Source organism: Rhodococcus opacus (genome assembly GCF_012396235.1).
In the GTDB taxonomy this organism is placed as follows: Bacteria; Actinomycetota; Actinomycetes; order Mycobacteriales; family Mycobacteriaceae; genus Rhodococcus_F; species Rhodococcus_F opacus.
The window spans coordinates 194,601-213,043 of sequence record NZ_JAAXPA010000007.1 but is presented as its reverse complement, the minus strand read 5'-3'; the positions used below and the strand labels follow the sequence as shown (position 1 = coordinate 213,043).

Here is an 18,443-nt window from a genome sequence, read left to right as displayed (position 1 = left end):
AGGCGTGTTGGATACCCAGACCGTCTCCGAAGTCCGGCACATCCCCGCTCACACTTTCACGATGGGCTCGGATCGGCACTATCCGGAAGAAAGTCCGGCGCATCGAGTCGCGATCGACGCCTTCGCCATCGAGGCCCACCAGGTCACCACCGCGCAGTACGCCGCGTTCGTCCGAGACACCGGTTATGTGACCGTCGCGGAGCGGCCGCTGGACCCCGCCGACTTCCCCGGCGCTCCCGCCGAGAACCTGCAACCGGGATCGATGGTGTTCACCCCCACTCGGGGCCCGGTCGATCTCCGTCACCTCAGTCAGTGGTGGACCTGGACTGTTGGCGCATCCTGGCGCCACCCCACGGGACCCGCGTCGACGATCACCGGCCGCGAACAGCATCCCGTCGTCCACGTCGCCCACGAGGATGCGGCAGCGTACGCGCAGTGGGCGGGGCGGTCCCTGCCCACCGAGGCGCAATGGGAGGCCGCAGCGCGCGGCGGACTCGACCACGCCGAATTCACCTGGGGTGACGCCCCCGAGAGCGAATCCCCTCCGCTGGCGAACTACTGGCACGGGGAGTTCCCGTGGCGCGCGGACCCCGGGTACGGCACCACGACCGCCGTCGGTAGCTATCCGCCCAACGAATACGGTCTGTTCGACATGGCGGGAAACGTGTGGGAATGGACCGCCGACTGGTACTCGGATCGCCACGCCGACACAGCAGAGTCGTGCTGCGCGCCACGCAATCCGCGTGGTCCCGGCATGTCGGAGAGCTTCGACCCCTGCCAACCCCAGTTCCGGGTGCCCCGGCGGGTGATCAAGGGCGGATCGTTCCTGTGCGCCGACAGCTACTGCCGGCGGTACCGGCCCGCTGCACGGCGGCCGCAGATGGTCGACACCGGGATGAGCCACATCGGATTCCGCTGCGTCACGGCCTTACCCGGATCAGATCAGGACCACCACAGCGAGTAGCGCGAGCACTGTGACGACGCTGGACGTGACGACGGCGGCGAACGTTGCCGGCGCAAACTCCCCGGATTCGAGCTGCCGGCTGATGACCCGGTAGCGGACGGTGCCGTAGGCGGATACCAGCAGCCCCGCGGCGATCAGGATGAATCCGGCAGCCACGGCGTGACCGCCGCGATTCGGCGCGAATTTCGCCACCGCCACACCGAGCGCGGCGACACTGATACCGGTGCGATGCCAGGCGAGGTAGGTTCGCTCGTTCGCCAGATGGTCGCGCGCGGTGCTTCCCTCGTTCGGCTGCGTGGGGCCGAAGATGTTGCGGCTCATGCGCCGCTACCCAGGAAGCCGATCTCCGACAGGCGCGACTGGTACCCGGACTCGCCGCCGGACAGTCCCGAGATCCAGACCAGGACGCGGTCGGTGGGTGCGGGCGTCCGGGCCACGATCTGGGTGACCCCGTCGCCGAGCGTGGCGGCGCCGATCACCTGGGTGCGATCGATGGTCGCCCACGCGACGGGCACGGTCCGGATCTCGACTGTGGTGCCCGGTGTCGGGGAGTCGATCAAGACGGTCCTCAGATCGACGGGCCCGGGAAACGACACGATCAGACCCACTCCTCGCTTCGTCGCCGACAGTTGCTGCGGGTAGCGGTCGGTCGCCCAGGATGTCGCGGGGTTCGCGTCGACGGCGAGGGAGGCAGTGGCACCGTTGTCGGGGAAGCGCAGGGGGGAGTAGACGGCCGCGGACGACGGGGTGAGCGGTATCTGAAGGGGGTCCGAAACCGGTGCGATCTGGCTGAGCATGCTGTCTGCGACGGCGGCCGGGGGAGCGTCCGACGAGGTGAATGTGGCGCCCGCCGCCCACCCGGCGGCGCCGAGCGCGACGACCAGGGCGAGTGCGCCGCTCAACGCGGGAAGTGGCGCGTTCGGCCGGGGGGCCCGGTTGGCGGGTGCCGGGCGGGCTCTCTTCGTGGTGGCAGCGAATGCGGATGCCGAGCGAGCCCGCGCGTCCGCCAAGATGCGGTCCAGGGCGTCGACGACCGCCTGCGCGGTGGCCATCCCGGGCCGTCGAGCGAGGGCATTCATGGCCACGTCGGACAGACGTCGTGGAATCGCGGGCCGCACACGATGCGGCGGGACGACGGAACCGTCGCCACGCCTGCCGGCCGGGGGCAATCCGGCTGCCAGGGTCGCGCCGGACGAGGACAGCGGCCACGTGCCGAGCAACAGGGCGTACAGCAGCGCCCCGAGTCCCGCGACGTCGTCGGCCGCGCTGCCGTCGGCGAGAGTGGCAGGGAAGGCGAGGACCGCGAGTCCTTCCCGGGAGATCCGCACCCGGTTGGGATGATCGAGTGAGATGCGGGCACCGAAATGGTGTGCGTCTGCAGTCGCGGCGGCGAGGTCCCGCACGGTACGAGCGGCATCCAACGGCCGCGGAACCGTGCGCGCGACATCCGCGACACGCCACCCGGGCGTCCATTCCGCGACCACGGCGATCCGGTTACCGACCGCCGCGATGTCGTAGACCTGCGCGATCCGCCCCTCGTGGCTGAAGCTGGTTCCGGTGGTGTTCCGGCAGAACCGCACCACCGGATCCGGGAGCGTATCGGTGGCGCGGACGTGCGCCGAGTCGACGAGGCTGAGCGAGACGTCCCGGCGCAGTTCGGTGTCGTGCGCGTGCCACCACTGCACCCAGTCGGGGCCGGCGAACCGGCCGAGGAGGCGGTATCGGGTGGCGACGAGCATGCCCGGGGCGAGCGGATCCGGGTCCTGCGGCGAATGCGGCGGGACCCCGGACACCGGCGTCGCTGTCATCTACCCTCCCGGGCTCTCCCCGACCCCGAAAATCCCTGTCGGGCAACTCTCACCCGGGCAGCAGGGCAGACGTTCGCGCCGCACCGGGCCTAGTGCTGATCATCCTCGGATGCGGCGCGAAACGTGTGCTTTTCGGTCGACCTAGCCGAGGACGTGCTCCGCATATCGCGCGACCGCGAGTACGAGGTCGTCCGAGTGACGGGGGCCGATGATCTGCAGACCCACCGGCAGACCCGCAGCGGTGCGGCCTACCGGGATGCTGATCGCCGGCTGCTGCGTCAGGTTGAACGGGTAGGTGAACGGGGTCCACTGCGGCCAGCTGGTGAAGTCGCTGCCCGGCGGGACGTCGAAACCTGCCTCGAAAGCCGGAATCGGGACGGTGGGTGTGAGCAGGACGTTGTGCGTCAGGTGGAATTTGCCCATCATGATGCCGATGTCCGCGGCGACCGCGCGAGCGTCGAGATAGTCGACCGCGCTGAACTTCTCGCCCCGCTCCCAGATCTTGCCGAGCCCCGGGTCGACCTTGTCGCGCGCACCCTCCGGGAAGTTCTTCAACATGGCTGCGGCCCCGGCCGCCCACAGCAGCTCGAAGGCCTCGATCGGATCGCTGAAGCCGGGGTCGGCGGCGGTGACCGGCAGACCCGCGGCGTCGAGGGCCTGCACGGCTCGGTCGACGATCGCCCGGACCTCCGGATCGACGGTCACATAGCCGAGCGTGGGGGAGTACGCGACGCCGAGTCCGACCACGTCGCGGCCGATCTCGCCGCGGAAGGTGGTCGGGAACGGGGCGAGCGATGTCGGGTCGCGCGGGTCCGGCAGCGACAGGATGTCCATCAGCAGTGCCGCATCCTCGACCGTGCGGGTGAGGGGGCCGGCATGCGCCAGCGGTCCGAACGGGCTCGCCGGGAACAGGGGGATGCGACCGTGGGTGGGTTTGAACCCGACGACGCCGCAGAACGAGGCGGGGATGCGCACACTGCCGCCGCCGTCTGTGCCGACGGAGCAGGGACCGAGACCCGCCGCGACCGCGGCGGCGCTGCCGCCCGAAGATCCACCGGCCGTCTTGGTCGGGTCGGCAGGGTTGCGGGTGATCCCGCACAAGGCGCTGTCGGTCACGGCCTTCCAGGCGATCTCGGGGGTCGTGGTCTTGCCGAGGAACACCATGCCGTCCTCGCGGAGCCGGGCGGCCACGGGACTGTCGACGTTCCACGGCTGGTCCTCGTCGACGGCCTGTGAACCCCGGAGTGTCGGCCAGCCGTCGGTGAGGAAGATGTCCTTGATCGAGATCGGAACGCCGTCGAGCAGTCCCTTGGAGTAGCCGGTGTTCCAGCGCTCCTCGGACTTCCGGGCCTGCGCGAGCGCCCGCTCCTCGTCGACGAGGCAGTAGGAATTGATGGTGCGGTCGCGTTCGGTGATGGCGTCGAGCATCGCCTGCGTCGCTTCCACCGGCGAAAGTTCTCCGGACGAGTAGGCCGTGACCAGTTCGACGGCGGTCATGTCGGTGGGATTCATGAGAACTCCTTCAGCCTGGACGTTCGGGCCCTGTCTTCATCGGCTCGGTACGTACCCGAGGTGCTTGTCAACTACGTTCTCGAGCGGGTACCCCGTAACCCAGCGTTCGAAATTGTCGGTGAACACGGTAACGAGGTCATCTCGCCAGCCGGCGAAGTCGCCCGAATTGTGGGGTGTGATCGAGACGTTCGGCATGTCCCAGAGTGGATGGCCGGCGGGGAGCGGTTCCGTGTCGAACACGTCGAGCGCGGCGCCCGCGATCGTCCCCGCCCGGAGCGCGGCGACGAGGTCGTCGGTGCGGACGAGCTCACCGCGTCCGACGTTGACGAACCGGGCGCCCGGCTTCATCGCGGCGAACGTCGAGTCGCGGAACAGGTGGCGGGTCTGCTCGGTGAGCGGTGCCACCGCGATCACGTAGTCGGCGACGGCGAGCTGCTTCGGGAGATCTTCCGTTGCGGTGACCGACCCGAAGTCGGGATCGGCGTTGTTTGCGGTGCGACCGGATCCGCTGACCTTCATCCCCGCCGCGCGGAGAAGCCGGGCGATCGCGCGGCCGATGGGACCGGTGCCGACGATCAGGGCGGTACGGCCCGCGATCCGCTCGGATTCCCGGTGCTGCCAGGTGTGGGACTGCTGCAGGCGGAGCGAGCCCGGCAGGTCCTTCGCGAACGAGAGGACGTGGGCGAGCACGTACTCGGCGATCGCCCCGTCGAACACGCCCCGTGAGTTGGTGATCGTGACGTCGCTGTCGCGGGCCTCGGGGAACATGACGGGATCGACGCCGGCCGCGGCGATGTGCAGCCACTGCAGGGAGCCGGCGGCGTGCCAGGCTCCGGGCACCGCGTCGGTGAGGAAGTCGTAGAGGAACAGCACGTCGGCGCCGTCGAGGGCATCGCTCAGCCCCGCCTTGCCGGTGTAGCGAACTTCGGCACGGGCCGCGACGGGTGCCATGAGTTCGTCGCTCGGCAGGACGTGGGCATGTAGCACCGCGACGATCGGGTTCCGACTCACGTTGACACCGTATGAGTAACTCGTATGATTGTCAACAATCTGAAAATGCTCGGGCGCGGCCGAAACGAAGGTGAGGCCTGGTGTTGGAACTGAACATTCCCGAATTCGAGGGGCCTATCGCGCAACGGGGAATCGGCATCATCGCCCCGTTCGACCTGGCGCTCGAACGAGAACTGTGGCGATGGGCTCCCCTCGAGGTGAGCCTCCACCTGGCGCGCACGCCGTACGAACCCGTGCCCGTCAGTCTGGAGATGGCCGAACTCGTGTCCGAGCGAAGACACCTCATGGCGGCGACGCGCGACGTCCTGCACGTCGAGCCCGAGGTCGTGGCCTATCTGTGCACGTCGGGAAGCTTCATCAAGGGGCTCGAATACGAGCGAACCCTGTGCGACGCGATCTGCGAGGCAGGCGCCCAGCACGCGATCACCACGTCCGGCGCGCTGGTCGAGGCGATCGAACACCTCGAGCTGAGCAGGCTGTCGGTGATCACGCCTTACGACGCCCCCCTGACCGAACGGCTGCATGCGTTCCTGCACGAGGCGGGCACCGAGGTGGTTCGCTCCGATCACCTCGGGCTCGGCGGCGGCATCTGGAAGGTCAACTACCGCACGATCGCCGAGCGGATCATCGCCGCGGACGACCCCAGGTCGGAGGCGATCTTCGTCAGCTGTACGAATCTGCCGACCTACGACGTCATCGCCCCGCTCGAGCAGGAACTCGGCAAACCGGTCCTCACCGCCAACCAACTCACGATCTGGGCCTGTCTCGGCCGGATGAAGCTCCCCATGACGGGCCCCGGCAAGTGGCTCCGCAACGTCTTCTGACATCACCCCTCACGACTCGGAAAGAGGAGAACGCATGACGAGCACGCCGACCCCCACAGTGGGATTCATCTACCCCGATCACGCCGCCGAGGACGACTACCCCTTCGCCGCGGAGATGCTCGGAGTGGATCTGCCGGTCGTGCACATCTATGGCACCGACCTGCACGCCGTGCCCGAACTGCTCGACCTCGGGAGCCCGGAGAAGCTCGCAGGCGGGGCCGCGCTCCTCGCCGAGGAGAAGCCGGACGCCGTCGTGTGGGCGTGCACCTCGGGCAGCTTCGTCTACGGCCCCGACGGGGCGAAGCAGCAGGCCGAGACGCTCGCCGCGGCCACCGGTGTACCCACGTCCAGCACCAGTTTCGCGTTCGTCCACGCCCTGCACGCGCTGGGGATCACCCGCGTCGCGGTGGCCGCCAGCTACCCGGAGGACGTCGCGAAGCTGTTCGTCGAGTTCCTCGCCGCCGCCGGCATCGAGGTGCTGTCGATGTCGAGTGCGGGAATCGACACCGCGGCCGAGGTCGGTCTGCTCAGCCCGGAATCCGTGGTGGAACTCGCGGTGGAGAACGACCACCCGGACGCCGAAGCCCTGCTCATCCCCGACACGGCCATGAGGACGCTGGGTGCGCTGAGTACTCTCGAGCAGCGCCTCGGCAAGCCGGTCCTCACGGCAAACCAGGTGACCATCTGGGAAGGCCTGCGTCTTGCGGGCCACACGGCGGTGAACCCGTCGTTAGGAACCTTGTTCGAGAAAGGCCACAGTCATGGCTCTGACTGACCTGGAACCCGTCAGTCGTCAATCGACTGCCGAATTCATCGCGGACCGCCTGCGGATCGCCATCATGAAGGGGGCGCTCGAACCCGGTGCACAGCTGGGCGAGGCGGAACTGGCCGCGCATTTCCAGGTCTCGCGCGGACCCCTGCGCGAAGCCATGCAGAGGCTCGTGTCCGAGGGCATACTGCACAGCATCCGTCATCGCGGGATCTTCGTGACGGAGCTGACCCTCGACGACGTCGTCGACGTGTACCGCAGCCGCTCGGTCATCGAGCGCGGGGCGCTCGAAATGATTCTCGACGACGGCCGCCGGGAAGCCACGTACCTGGCGCTCGAACCCACCGTGCTCGTGATGCAGGCCGCGGCCGAGCGCGGCGACGCCGCCGCCGTCTCGGACGCCGACCAGCAGTTCCATCAGATCCTGGTGGAGAGTTCGGAGAGCCCCCGGCTCATTCGGGCGGCGCGGACACTGCTGATCGAGACCCGGATGTGCCTGGGTGCGTTGCAGACCACCTACGACGACATCCGCGAGCAGGCGCAGGAACACGCGACCCTGCGCGAGGCGATCCGATCGGGTACAGCTGGAGAGGTGCAGAAACTGCTCGCCGAACACCTGGACGACGCCGTCCAGCGGCTCCGCGCCGACCAGAAGACCCTGTCGTCGTAGCGACAGTCAAGTAGAGGGTAAGTGCCGAGGAGGGACAATGACCCAGGTAGCCGAGGTTCAGGGACACACCAACCGCCACGATCGCTACCCGACTCGGATCGACGCCGAGCCGTCCATGCTCCCACGGAGCGAACCCGCAGTGTGGGGCAGACCCGCCGACGGGCCGTTCGATTCGTCGGCACTTGCCGGACACGAGTCGCGCGGCTTCACGATCATCGACAACTTACTGAACGCGGGCGACGTGATGTCGTGCCGGGAGGAACTCGACCGGCTGTCCCGGGACCCGGCGATGCGCGACAGCGGGCGCGTCATCACCGAACGCGGCACCGACGAGGTTCGTTCGGTCTTCGACGTGCACCGGCGCAGCGACGCGGTCGCCGCGCTGATCCGCGACAGCAGGATTCTCGACCGCGCGCGGCAACTCCTCGGCTCCGACGTCTACATCCATCAGAGCCGGATCAACTCGATGCCCGGTTTCAAGGGCACCGGCTTCTACTGGCACTCGGATTTCGAGACCTGGCACGCCGAGGACGGTCTTCCCGTCCCGCGCGCCGTCAGCTGCTCGATCACGCTCACCGAGAACTACCCGTTCAACGGGTCGTTGATGGTGATGCCCGGTTCGCACAAGCAGTTCGTCCAGTGCGTCGGCGCCACCCCCGACGACAACTACACGTCGTCCCTCGTCGCGCAGGAGGTCGGGGTTCCGCGTCGCGAGGACGTGACGCGGATGGCGGCGGAGTTCGGGATCGACCAGTTCACCGGTGCCGCAGGCACCGCGCTGTGGTTCGACTCGAACGTCATGCACGGGTCGGGCAACAACATCACGCCCTACCCGCGGTCGAACCTGTTCCTCGTGTTCAACAGTGTCGAGAACACCCTCGTCGAGCCGTTCGCCGCGGCGCGTCCGCGGCCGGAGTACATCGCGTCACGCGACTTCACCCCTCTGTCCTGACGTGAGTGGCAAGGAGTGCTCCGGCACGCCTTGCCACTCACCTATGCGGGGAACTCGTGCAGTGCCCGGGCGAGGTGGGCGAGCTCGGGAATGTCGGCGGCCCGATCGAGCGCCGCTTCCAGCGTGGCGTCGTGGGTGGGGCGCGCCTCGTCCAGTGCGGCCCGGCCCGCGGGTGTGAGCTCGGTGTAGATGCCGCGACGGTCGTCGTCGCACAGAATGCGGGTGAGCAGTCCGCGGTTCTCCAGACGGTTCACCAGCCGGGTGGTGGCGCTGCTGCTCAGCGCCGCCGCGCGGGCGAGTTGCGCCATGCGCATGTGCCAGCCGTCCTGACGGCTGAGTGCGTCGAGCACCGTGTACTCGACCACCGAGAGATCGTGCCCGCGCTGTAGGGCGCGCTCGAGCTCCGCCTCGAGCAGCCCGTGCAGGGCCGCGAGCGTGCGCCATCCCTGCGACCGGATCTCGACGGCGTCGTCAGCGACTGCCATGGGCCACCTCCTGTGGATACGACTGCAAGGTCAGAATACCAGCTTGCGCACATAGCGGGCGTGTGCAACTATTTATGGCGCGCCTGCAACTAATGCAGACGCGGTATTCGAGCTAGCGCTCTTATCTCCCAGTCTGTACGAAAGGAGTGGCTGCGATGCCACTGGGTCTGCTCGCCCTCGCAATGGGCGGCTTCGGGATCGGTCTCACCGAATTCGTCATCATGGGATTGCTGCCGGAGGTGTCGGCCGATTTCCAGGTGAGCGAGTCGGTGGCCGGCTACCTCATCTCCGGCTACGCCCTCTCCGTCGCCATCGGGGCGATCGTCATCACCGCAGCCGTCACCCGCTTCGACCGCAAACGCGTACTCCAGGCGCTGATGGTGCTGTTCATCGGCGGCAATCTCCTGTCGGCGCTGGCCCCGACGTACGAGGTCATGATGGGCGGACGCGTCCTCGCAGCCCTGTGCCACGGCGCGTTCTTCGGCATCGGCTCGGTCCTCGCCGCCGACCTCGTGCCCGCGAGCAAGCGGGCAGGCGCGATCGCGACGATGTTCGCGGGACTGACCATCGCCAACGTTCTCGGCGTCCCGTTCGGCACCTTCCTCGGCCAGCAGTTCGGCTGGCGCTCCACGTTCTGGGCCATCACCGTCATCGGCGTCGTGGCGCTGATCGGCATCGCAACGCTGGTGCCGTCCGTGTCCCGTCCGGCGGACGCACCGGAATCCGGCGGTCTGCGCACCGAACTGCAGGCCTTCCGGTCTCCGCAGGTGTGGTTCTCGATCGCCGTCACCATCCTCGGATTCGGCGGCATGTTCGGTGCGTTCACGTACATCGCGTTCACCCTCACCGAGGTCGGCGGATTCGCGTCGACCAGCGTCCCGTGGCTCCTCGTGCTCTTCGGCGGCGGTCTGTTCGTCGGCAACGTCCTCGGTGGCCGGGCCGCCGACAAGGCACTCACCCGCACGCTGATCACGATCCTCGCCGTGCTCACCGTCGTGCTCGTCGTGTTCGCGCTCACCGCGGGGAGCAAGCCGATGACGATCATGGCCCTGTTCTTCATGGGCGCCTTCGGTTTCGCGACCGTCCCCGGGCTGCAGATGCGGATCATGAACTACGCGGCACAGGCGCCGACGATGGCGTCCGGCGCAAACATCGCCGCCTTCAACGTGGGCAATGCACTCGGGGCGTGGCTCGGCGGCATCACCATCGCCGCGGGACTCGGCTTCACGTCGCCGATCTGGATGGGTGCCGCACTGACCGTGGGGGCGCTCGCTGTTCTCGTCCTCGCCACCGCCCTCGACCGTCGGTCGAAAGATCAGCCGGTGGAGGAGGGTCCGGCGGTGGTGTCGGTCTAGCGTCAGCGCGGCCGCGGCGCGTCGCCCGCTGCGCGCGTGATGGTGGCGATCGTGTTGTCGTTCTGGCTGGTGGCGTAGGCCTTCGTGCCGTCGGCGGAGACCGCGACGCCACCAGCGCTGCTGCCGACGGCGAGCGACGTCACCTCGGCGTTGGTGCCCGGATCGAAGACCGTGACGGACCCACCCTCGGAGTCGATGACGTACAGCGTGTTTCCGTCCCCGGTCACCGCGGCGCCGCCCATTATCCCGTCGACGCCGAACGTGGCGGTCACCGTGTTGGTGGCGGCGTCGATCACCGACATCTCCGCGCCGCTCCGCACGTAGGCCCGGTCGTTCGTCGCCGTCACGGCACTGGGGTGGGAGGCGACGGGAATCGTATCGACGACGGTCGTCGTGGCCGTGTCGATCACCGTCACCGTGTTGTCGGAGGAGTTGGTGACGTACACGTGCGTGCCGTTGGCCGCGAGCTGGATGGGGAAGGCGCCGACCGGGATCGTGGCGGTCATCGTGTTCGTGGCGGTGTCGATCACGGAGACGGTGCTCTCGACGCCGTTCGTGACGTAGGCGTGGGCCCCGTCGGCGGATACCGCGACCGCCAAGGCGAATTCGCCGACCGGGATCGTGGCCGCCACCGTGTTGGTGGCGGTCTCGATCACGGACACCGTCCGGTCTGCGGTGTTCACGACGAACACCCGCGCACCGTTCGGGGTGACGGCGATCCCGGTGGGTCCGCCGCCCACCGGGACGGTGGCGGTGACGGCGTACGTTGCGGTGTCGATGACGGAGACGCTGTTGGCCCCGGAGTTCGTGGCGTACGTGACGGCGCCGTTGGGTGCGACCGCCACCTGCATCGGCGTCAGCCCGACGGGAACGGTGGCGGTGACGGCGTACGTCGGCGCCGCGCCGGCGGTGGTGGCCAGGAGGCCGAGCGTGGCGACGCCGATCGTCAGGACAGTCGAAGTGCGCGCGAACATCACCGTCGTAGTGTCTCTCGCACCCAGGCCGTCGTCGGGGATGTCCGCAAGATCACGTGGCAGGGTCGGCGAGTCCCCCCGAGTTCGCGGTCTCGCGTGTTCGCTGCGCCAACTCGCTGAGGCGACGAGCACGCGCGATCTCGGCCGGAGTGAACGGCTCGTCCACCGGCCGCACGAAGACGAGCGGCTCACCCTCACCCGACGGGATCGCGACGGACGCCGCCGTGGCCGGATGGTCGCTCACGAGCGAATCGACATACTGGGCGCCGAGAAGCTCCGCGATCGACAGGGGCAGTTCGGACGGATCGGCCGCCACCCGCGATGCCAACGTCAGCGCCTTCGTCTGGCCGTCGATCAGCGCGAGCGCCGACGCCGGCCAGATGCCCACACTGCGGCCGCCCCCGGCCCGGACGGCATGCGACAGCGCCTCCGGTGACGTCTCCCGGCCCGCCCCGACGATCAACTCGTCGAGCGAACCGCCGTCCAGGTGATGGACGTGCACGGTCAGGATGTTGGCATCCAGCTTCGCGAGGTTGCGGGCCAGCGACTCGAGCTGTCCCGGTTGGTCGCTCACCCGGGCACGGATACGCCAGAGTGACTGCCCGGTCGAGAGATGGCCGTGCCTGCCGTCGGGCGGACCGTGCAGCCAGCCACCGAGCAGTCTCATCGCCGACGGCTCCACCACCCAGATCACCAACACGGTGGTGCTGACGGTCAGGACCGTGACGGTCATCAGATAGGAGACGTGGAAATGAATGACCAAGGCATGGAGCACTAGTTCGACGGGAAAGACGGCGCACAGTTTCGCGAGCGCCAGGCGGAGACGGCGGGGGTGCGGAAGCCGACCGCACGCCTCGCACGCGTTGACATGAACTCCGGGTTCTCTCGCGGCATCGTTCATGCACCCACTGTCGTCCGGAAGTATTGCCGAGTAGTTTCATCGCACGGTCGGTGGTGTGACGGATGATCGTGAAATCCGTTGGGGTGCAACGTCGATGTGGTGGGCGAGACACCGGGGCGCAGCTTGTGAGCGGGGGCACGTCGAGAGCTATCCGACCTCGAATTCGTTCGACGTCCCGGTGAACGCGGTGATCGTGCCTGCCGCGTCGCGGCTGTTGCCGAAGTGCTGCACACGGTAGCGTCCGGCGGGGGTTCCGTCGGGGACGTCCCACGTGATGCGCGCGACCGACTGGTTCGGCCCGGTGCGCGTCCAGCGGAACTTGGTGGACCAGTCGCCGTCGTCGGCGTGACGCACCCAGTCGCCGCCTCGGCGCTGGATCTCGAGGAACGTGCCACGTCGGCGCGGGTCGTTCCGGGGGTGGCCGGTGACGAACTCGGCCGCGATCTGTTCGCCCGCCGACGCTTTCGCGGCGGGCTGGGTCAGCACGTCGCCGAAGACGCGGCCTGCGGGCGGTTCGTCGCGGTCGATGCCCGGACCGAGGTAGGGCTGGAACTGCGACAGGTCGCGGGGTGCCGGGCCGCGGGGAACGTCGCGACCGGTGCGCAAAGCGTCCGCAAGCGCCGCGAATCCCTGCTGGTACGCGGGCAGTGTGTATCGGCCGAACAGGGTCGAGCCGCCCTCGTACTGCTGCGCGTCGTACTCCTGCGGGGTGGTGCAGTAACTCGCGTACGAGTTGGCGTACCCCTGGAAGATCACGTTCTCCAGCGGGACGTCGAGTCTGTCGGCGACGGTGCGGCGGATCCGCAGCCCGGACACGATCGTGAATTCCGCTGGGCCGCCCACGACGTACACGCCGCCGATGCGGAGGATCTGGATTTTCAGCACGTGCGGAACCCACCCGTCGGGTGGCAGCAGACCGACGGCCACCAGCACGAGTTTCGGGGCCTGCGCATCCTGCAGCCACTGCGGGATCGGCGCGTCCATCCCACCGAGTGCGTCGACGAGCGGATTGGTGGTGCCCTCCGGGAAGATCGGGATGGCGGGACCGTCCTCGGTGCTGCCCGCGCTCATGGCGGCGCCGACACACGCGGGGGAGGTCCGGCAGGTGCGGCCGTCGGGGGTGAATTCGCCGCCGACCTCCTGATTGGCCATGTCGAGGTACATGATTCGGCTGTCCACGCCGCCGGTGAGGGTCTCCGACGCCGCCTCCCACGCCGTGCGTGCTGCCGCGACCTGCCGCTGCCCGATGATGCGGGTGTTCTCGAACTCGTCGTCGGTGGGACCGTGGCCGGGCCGGAGATCGAGGTTGGGGGACATGTCGCCGGTGTTCGTCTGCGGGAACGCGGCGACGAAATGCGGCTTCTGGTCGTCGAGGTAACGGACACCCTCGTGGTCGTGCTCCCAGAAGTAGGCGGCCGCGCCCTTGTTGTCACCGGAGATCAGATGGTTCGTGTCGGTGAGCGAAGCGCCGTGGGTCGGGAACCAGTTGATCGCCCCGACGTCTCTGCCGCCCTGCGTGATTCGCAGGACCCGCATCGACGTGTCGATGCCAAGGGGATAGTAGTCCCGGTCCTCGGCGGGGTTGCGGTCGAAGGCGAACCGCGAACGGTTGACGCTGGCATCGGTGAGTTCGCTGCGGCCGTACGACACCGAACCGGGGGCGAGGGAATCGTGCGCGGCGGTGATCGCCTCGACGATGCCACCGACCTCGGCGTCGAACACCTGACGGTTGTGGCCGAGCACGGCGAGGTTGTAGGCGTAGTCGTGGGACGCGCCGCCGCACGCCGCGTGGGAGTGCACCGCCGTGAGCATGACGTTCCGCTCGGTGTGCAGGTCGCCGTGGAGTTCCGCGAGCCGGGCGAGTACGGCGTCGTGCACGGACTGGAAGATCATGCACACGTCGACGCACACGTAGACCACGCGCTGCCTGCCGGGCTCGGCGAACACGAACGCCCGCGCACGGGTCCGCTGATGCAGTCCCTCGGCGCGCTGCTCGAAACTGGAGTACCCCATCATCCCGACGTCGGCGACCGGCCCGGTGGCGTCGGAAATGCCGACACCGACGAGGAATTCGCCGTCGCCGTCGGTCGCGGGTTCTGCGGCCGCCGTCCCGGAACCGAGCGCGGCGAACGCCGGAGTCAGGGCCGCCCCCGCAAGCACGCTGCGTCGTCTGATCTGCACTACCGATCGTCCTTTCGGTGGCCGCCCCCCCGGGGGTGCCACGAATTGGTCAAGCGTCCAGAACCGTAGCCGGTATTGGACCCCAGTTCGGTAATCGGCGCAACCCCCATGTGAGTGGCGAAGCGTGCGCGGGCACGCTTCGCCACTCACGTGCGGTCAGACGGGCCGCGCGTCCCCGAACGTCATCTTCAATTCGGGGATCGAGGACGTGAGGAGTGCCCGTTTCGGAAGTCCCAGCGACCGCAATTCGTCCGCGATCGGGTGGCTGCCCAGTTTCAGCTCCGCGCCTCCGGGCCGGGAGCGGACCCCGGTCGGGTTCATGTCCCAGGTGGTGAACCGGGTGAGTTCGTCGAGGTGCGAATAGGCGGCGAGCGACGTGCCGGCCCCCGAACCCGGCACCGCAATGCCCGGGTTGACGCTCAACTGGGCGATCAGCCGGCCCTCCCGGCTCACCGAACCGCGCTTGACGGAACCGGTGTGGTCGACGTCGAAATCGGCCAGGACCTTCGGGAAGCCCCAGATGCCGCGACCGGCGGCCAGGGTGAAGTCGCCGTCGACGGGCAGTTGATGGATCAGAGCCCCCGCCCGACCCTGGGCCAGCGCCTTCAGGTCCCGGCGGACCGAGGTGCCGTCGGCCCGATGGTCGCGGACGAGGAACGCCACCCCGAATTCGTTGTACGGGCCGAGGTCGCCGTCCACGTAGTCGACGAACACGAGCACGCAGATGCCGCGTCCGGGCCGGAACTGCAGGATCTCCAGTCCGGAGTAGTCGATCAGCGACTGGGCGGCGGCGGTCGGCACCGAATACATCGCCATGAACGCCGACGCGGCCCGGATCTGCACGGGCATGTCGACCTGCTTGCCGAGAACCTGATGCGACGTCACGGCGCGACCACCCCGCGCAGACCGTCGGCGCCGAACATGGGCTCGAACATCGACGTGAAGTCGGGCCCGCGACGCAACATCTGGCCGCCGTCGACGTTGATGATCTGCCCCGTGACCCAGGTGGAGTCGGGGCCGAGGAGGAACTTGGCGAGCGCGGCGATGTCGGTGACCTCGCCGACCCGTGCGATCGGGGTGTTGGCCATGTAGTCGTCGAGGACGGGTCCGCCGTCGGTGATGAGCGCGACGAGGTCGGTGCGGGTCAGGCCGGGGCGGATGCAGTTGACGCGGACGTTGCTGGCCCCGAGTTCGTCGGCGGCGAGTTGCGTCAGGTTGTCGACTCCCGCCTTGGACGGACCGTATGCGCCGAACCAGCGGTGGGTGTTGCTGCTCGCGATCGAGGAGATGGTGACGATGGAACCGCCGCCCCCGGCGACGAGCGCCCGGGCGGAATGCTTGATCGTCAGCATGGTGCCGGTGAGGTTCAGGTCCACGGTCCGCCGCCACGCGTCGACGTCCAGCTGGGTCACGGGTCCCACCGTTTCGTTCCCGCCTGCGCACGTGACGACGCCGTCGAGTTGCCCGGTGCGCTCGCTCGCCCTGGCGACCGCGCGGATGACGTCGTCCTCGTTCGTGACGTCGGCGGTGATCGTGTCGACCGTCCCCGCGGGATTGTCGGCGGTGATCTGCTCCGCTGCGCGCGTCAGTTTCTCTTCGCTGCGACTGCAGATCGTGACGTGGACGCCCTCGGCCGCCAGGGCGGTGGCGACGCCCAGTCCGATACCACTGCCGCCGCCGGTGACGAGTACGGACGTCTTCGCGAGCCCGCTGCTGCCGTCGTTGGTAACCACGTCCACCTCCAGGTAATAGAACTCGTGTCAATTCTCGAGCCGAGGATCTGTGAAACTTGCCGCTATACCACTGCGTCATAGTAAGAACACGTTCTATTATCAGGGCACGATTGGCGGGATTCAATGCTGAGGAGTACCTCGATGACGGACAGACCGGAATTCGATCTGATCGACGGACGGTTCTACTCGGGCGAGCTCGGCGACCCGCGGCAGGCCTACGCATGGATGCGCGCCCACGAACCGGTGTATCGCGCGGACGGGATTCTCGGCGCCGCATCGTACGAGGCCGTCCTGGCGGCCGAACGCAATCCGGAGTTGTTCTCCAACGCGGGCGGAATCCGGCCCGGGGTAGGCCCGCTGCCGCAGATGATCGACATGGACGACCCGCAGCACCTGCAGCATCGCCGACTCGTCAACGCCGGCTTCACCCGCAAGCAGGTGGAAGCGAAGATCGACCGGATCCGGGAGATCTGCGATCACCTCATCGACGCCGCGTGTGACAAGGACGAAGTGGACTTCGTGCGCGACCTGGCCGCGCCGCTTCCCATGGCCGTCGTCGGTGACATGCTCGGCGTGCGGCCCGAGGAACGCGACACGTTCCTGCAATGGTCCGACGACCTGATGAACGCCCTCGGCAGCAACGCCACCCCGGAGGAACTCCAGGCACAGGCCAACGCCTACCTGGCATTCAACGAATTCACGCTCCGCACCATCGCGGAGCGGCGGCAGAATCCGACGGACGACCTCACCAGCATCCTCGTGCACAGCGAGATCCACGGTCACCGGCTCAGCGACCCGGACATCGTCGGCGAAACCCTGCTGATCCTGATCGGCGGCGACGAGACCACCCGGCACGTTCTCAGCGGCGGCATGGAACAACTGATGCGGCACCCCGATCAGCAAAAGCGGCTCGTGAACGACCCCGACGGCATCCCGGCGGCGGTCGAGGAGATGCTCCGCTGGTCGTCGCCGATCAAGAACATGTGCCGCACGGTCACCCGCGACATCGAATTCTTCGGAACCGACCTGCGCGAGGGCGAGAAGATGATGCTGCTCTTCGAATCCGCCAACTTCGACGGGGCGGTGTTCGAGCATCCCGAGGTGTTCGACATCGAACGGTCGCCGAACCCGCACGTCGCGTTCGGTTTCGGCACCCACTTCTGCCTCGGCAACCAACTCGCCCGGCTCGAAGCGAAGATCATGTTCGAGCAACTGCTGTCGCGGCTGCCGGGCATGGTGCTCGTCGACGACGGCCCGCTGCGGCGTCGTCCTGCCAACTTCGTGTCGGGGCTCGAGGAGATGCCGGTGAAGCTCTAGGCGCTCCGCGCCCGTGCGCCTTTTTGGTTGCTGGAACAGCCAAAAAGGCGCACGGGTGGCGGAGCCGCCTACTCCGGTGCGTCGATGTTCAACTCGTCCGGGTGGGCGCCGACACGGGTGCCGTCGTCCATCGTCTCGATCTCGCTGAGGTCCTGCTCGCTGAGCTCGAAATCGAACACGTCGATGTTTTCGCGGATCCGCGACTCGTGGACCGACTTGGGGATGACGATCAGCCCGCTCTGCAGATGCCAGCGGATCAGCACCTGCGCGGCGCTCTTGCTGTGCCGGTCGCCGATGCGGGTGATGATCGGGTCGGTGAGCAGCGTGTTCGGCTTCGAGTCGTCACCCCACCCCGAGTTGCTGGTGCCACCGAGCGGGCTCCACGACTCGACGGCGATGCCGTGTTCGACGGCGAACGTCCGGATGTCCTGCTGCGCCAGATGCGGGTGCAACTCCACCTGGTCGACCGCCGGAACGACACCGCCCCGGTCGATCAGCAACTGCAGGTGACGCGGTTCGAAATTGCACACACCGATCGCCTTCGCGCGACCGGACTCGGCGATCTTCTCCAGCGCATCCCACGTGCGTAGGATGCGGTCGTCGTCCTGCAGCGGCCAATGGATCAGGTACAGGTCGACATAATCGACGCCGAGTCGTCCGAGGCTGGCGTCGAACGCCTTCAACGCCGGTTCGTAGCCCTGATCCGCGTTCCACAACTTGGTGGTGAGAAAGATGTCTTCGCGGGCGACACCCGAATTCGCGATGCCGCGGCCCACACCCTCCTCGTTGCCGTATGCGGCGGCGGTGTCGATGTGCCGGTAGCCCGCCTCGTCCAGGGCGAACCCGACGGCGTGTTCGGTCTCGTCGTTGTCCGCCTGCCAGACTCCCAAGCCGAGCTGCGGGAGGATGGTTCCGGAATTCAGCACGATGCTGGGTACTCGAGGACTCATGCTGTCCAGGCTATCGACTGCGGTGGGGTCGTGAGGG

General features: G+C 68.0%; 18 protein-coding genes. 7 read left to right on the top strand and 11 right to left on the bottom strand.

All coding sequences use genetic code 11. The features are described 5' to 3' along the window. Positions 1 to 61 precede the first annotated feature (61 nt). On the top strand, positions 62 to 964 hold the full coding sequence (locus HGB39_RS11820) for a formylglycine-generating enzyme family protein (RefSeq protein WP_052024060.1): 903 nt from the start codon (positions 62 to 64) through the stop codon (positions 962 to 964). Here HGB39_RS11820 and HGB39_RS11815 read toward each other — a convergent pair. The 4 genes from HGB39_RS11815 to HGB39_RS11800 form a co-directional block, all read right to left on the bottom strand. Continuing rightward, the gene (locus tag HGB39_RS11815) at positions 938 to 1,285 is read right to left on the bottom strand and encodes a YidH family protein (protein WP_005572094.1); all 348 of its coding nucleotides are present in this window, start codon (positions 1,283 to 1,285) and stop codon (positions 938 to 940) included. The two genes, HGB39_RS11820 and HGB39_RS11815, sit on opposite strands and share 27 nt — an antisense overlap. Beyond that, positions 1,282 to 2,772 (bottom strand): protein kinase family protein, encoded by a 1,491-nt coding sequence (locus tag HGB39_RS11810; RefSeq protein ID WP_005572093.1) that lies wholly within the window; start codon positions 2,770 to 2,772, stop codon positions 1,282 to 1,284. The genes HGB39_RS11815 and HGB39_RS11810 overlap by 4 nt, the downstream gene beginning before the upstream one ends. A 141-nt stretch (positions 2,773 to 2,913) precedes the next feature. Next, on the bottom strand, positions 2,914 to 4,284 hold the full coding sequence (locus HGB39_RS11805) for an amidase (protein ID WP_005572092.1): 1,371 nt from the start codon (positions 4,282 to 4,284) through the stop codon (positions 2,914 to 2,916). A gap of 36 nt (positions 4,285 to 4,320) precedes the next feature. Then, positions 4,321 to 5,295, bottom strand: a complete 975-nt coding sequence (locus tag HGB39_RS11800) for a D-2-hydroxyacid dehydrogenase (RefSeq protein WP_005572091.1) — start codon at positions 5,293 to 5,295, stop codon at positions 4,321 to 4,323. Positions 5,296 to 5,378: 83 nt separating this feature from the next. Between HGB39_RS11800 and HGB39_RS11795 the strand changes: the two genes are divergently transcribed. Genes HGB39_RS11795 through thpD form a run of 4 tightly spaced genes read left to right on the top strand, consistent with a single transcriptional unit; the run spans position 5,379 to position 8,510 of the window. Beyond that, entirely contained in the window at positions 5,379 to 6,119 is a 741-nt protein-coding gene (locus HGB39_RS11795) for a maleate cis-trans isomerase family protein (RefSeq protein ID WP_037197713.1), read from the top strand. A 34-nt stretch (positions 6,120 to 6,153) separates the two neighbouring features. Beyond that, positions 6,154 to 6,894, top strand: coding sequence for a maleate cis-trans isomerase family protein (locus HGB39_RS11790; protein WP_005254470.1), 741 nt, complete (start codon positions 6,154 to 6,156; stop codon positions 6,892 to 6,894). Then, the gene (locus tag HGB39_RS11785) at positions 6,881 to 7,558 is read left to right on the top strand and encodes a GntR family transcriptional regulator (RefSeq protein WP_005572088.1); all 678 of its coding nucleotides are present in this window, start codon (positions 6,881 to 6,883) and stop codon (positions 7,556 to 7,558) included. The genes HGB39_RS11790 and HGB39_RS11785 overlap by 14 nt, the downstream gene beginning before the upstream one ends. Positions 7,559 to 7,595: 37 nt before the next feature. Further along, positions 7,596 to 8,510 carry an ectoine hydroxylase gene (gene thpD / locus HGB39_RS11780; RefSeq protein WP_005572086.1) on the top strand — a complete coding sequence of 305 codons (915 nt, stop codon included), beginning with the start codon at positions 7,596 to 7,598 and terminating at the stop codon, positions 8,508 to 8,510. Between the two features lie 41 nt (positions 8,511 to 8,551). On the opposite strand, the gene HGB39_RS11775 is transcribed toward thpD, so the two are convergent. Continuing rightward, positions 8,552 to 8,995, bottom strand: coding sequence for a MarR family winged helix-turn-helix transcriptional regulator (locus tag HGB39_RS11775; RefSeq protein WP_005254473.1), 444 nt, complete (start codon positions 8,993 to 8,995; stop codon positions 8,552 to 8,554). 155 nt (positions 8,996 to 9,150) lie between these two features. On the opposite strand from HGB39_RS11775, the gene HGB39_RS11770 reads away from it, so the two are divergent. After that, complete coding sequence (locus tag HGB39_RS11770) at positions 9,151 to 10,350, top strand: MFS transporter (RefSeq protein ID WP_005572084.1); 1,200 nt, start codon at positions 9,151 to 9,153, stop codon at positions 10,348 to 10,350. A 2-nt stretch (positions 10,351 to 10,352) separates the two neighbouring features. Here HGB39_RS11770 and HGB39_RS11765 read toward each other — a convergent pair whose 3' ends face one another. From HGB39_RS11765 to HGB39_RS11745, 5 genes are all read right to left on the bottom strand, one after another. Further along, a complete protein-coding gene (locus HGB39_RS11765; protein WP_005572083.1) occupies positions 10,353 to 11,324 on the bottom strand; it encodes a YVTN family beta-propeller repeat protein in 972 nt (323 codons plus the stop codon). Positions 11,325 to 11,376: 52 nt separating this feature from the next. Beyond that, positions 11,377 to 12,225, bottom strand: a complete 849-nt coding sequence (locus tag HGB39_RS11760; RefSeq protein ID WP_005572080.1) for an ACT domain-containing protein — start codon at positions 12,223 to 12,225, stop codon at positions 11,377 to 11,379. A 147-nt stretch (positions 12,226 to 12,372) separates the two neighbouring features. After that, on the bottom strand, positions 12,373 to 14,406 hold the full coding sequence (locus HGB39_RS11755; protein WP_005572079.1) for a neutral/alkaline ceramidase: 2,034 nt from the start codon (positions 14,404 to 14,406) through the stop codon (positions 12,373 to 12,375). Between the two features lie 156 nt (positions 14,407 to 14,562). Then, positions 14,563 to 15,291, bottom strand: coding sequence for an acetoacetate decarboxylase family protein (locus HGB39_RS11750; protein WP_064080031.1), 729 nt, complete (start codon positions 15,289 to 15,291; stop codon positions 14,563 to 14,565). Continuing rightward, on the bottom strand, positions 15,288 to 16,139 hold the full coding sequence (locus tag HGB39_RS11745) for an SDR family oxidoreductase (RefSeq protein WP_211281111.1): 852 nt from the start codon (positions 16,137 to 16,139) through the stop codon (positions 15,288 to 15,290). The genes HGB39_RS11750 and HGB39_RS11745 overlap by 4 nt, the downstream gene beginning before the upstream one ends. A 141-nt stretch (positions 16,140 to 16,280) precedes the next feature. Here HGB39_RS11745 and HGB39_RS11740 point away from each other — a divergent pair, with 141 nt between their 5' ends. After that, positions 16,281 to 17,456: a cytochrome P450 gene (locus tag HGB39_RS11740; protein WP_005572074.1), complete on the top strand. Its 1,176-nt coding sequence runs from the start codon at positions 16,281 to 16,283 to the stop codon at positions 17,454 to 17,456. A 68-nt stretch (positions 17,457 to 17,524) separates the two neighbouring features. Here HGB39_RS11740 and HGB39_RS11735 read toward each other — a convergent pair whose 3' ends face one another. Next, a complete protein-coding gene (locus HGB39_RS11735; RefSeq protein WP_043792921.1) occupies positions 17,525 to 18,406 on the bottom strand; it encodes an aldo/keto reductase in 882 nt (293 codons plus the stop codon). Positions 18,407 to 18,443: the final 37 nt, after the last annotated feature.

Excerpts from the sequence above, each read along its gene's own strand:
- HGB39_RS11820 (WP_052024060.1), top strand. The coding sequence starts at position 62 with ATGGGCTCGGATCGGCACTATCCGGAAGAAAGTCCGGCGCATCGAGTC.
- HGB39_RS11815 (WP_005572094.1), bottom strand. The coding sequence starts at position 1,285 with ATGAGCCGCAACATCTTCGGCCCCACGCAGCCGAACGAGGGAAGCACC.
- HGB39_RS11810 (WP_005572093.1), bottom strand. The coding sequence starts at position 2,772 with ATGACAGCGACGCCGGTGTCCGGGGTCCCGCCGCATTCGCCGCAGGAC.
- HGB39_RS11805 (WP_005572092.1), bottom strand. The coding sequence starts at position 4,284 with ATGAATCCCACCGACATGACCGCCGTCGAACTGGTCACGGCCTACTCG.
- HGB39_RS11790 (WP_005254470.1), top strand. The coding sequence starts at position 6,154 with ATGACGAGCACGCCGACCCCCACAGTGGGATTCATCTACCCCGATCAC.
- HGB39_RS11785 (WP_005572088.1), top strand. The coding sequence starts at position 6,881 with ATGGCTCTGACTGACCTGGAACCCGTCAGTCGTCAATCGACTGCCGAA.
- thpD (WP_005572086.1), top strand. The coding sequence starts at position 7,596 with ATGACCCAGGTAGCCGAGGTTCAGGGACACACCAACCGCCACGATCGC.
- HGB39_RS11775 (WP_005254473.1), bottom strand. The coding sequence starts at position 8,995 with ATGGCAGTCGCTGACGACGCCGTCGAGATCCGGTCGCAGGGATGGCGC.
- HGB39_RS11770 (WP_005572084.1), top strand. The coding sequence starts at position 9,151 with ATGCCACTGGGTCTGCTCGCCCTCGCAATGGGCGGCTTCGGGATCGGT.
- HGB39_RS11765 (WP_005572083.1), bottom strand. The coding sequence starts at position 11,324 with ATGTTCGCGCGCACTTCGACTGTCCTGACGATCGGCGTCGCCACGCTC.
- HGB39_RS11760 (WP_005572080.1), bottom strand. The coding sequence starts at position 12,225 with ATGAACGATGCCGCGAGAGAACCCGGAGTTCATGTCAACGCGTGCGAG.
- HGB39_RS11740 (WP_005572074.1), top strand. The coding sequence starts at position 16,281 with ATGACGGACAGACCGGAATTCGATCTGATCGACGGACGGTTCTACTCG.
- HGB39_RS11735 (WP_043792921.1), bottom strand. The coding sequence starts at position 18,406 with ATGAGTCCTCGAGTACCCAGCATCGTGCTGAATTCCGGAACCATCCTC.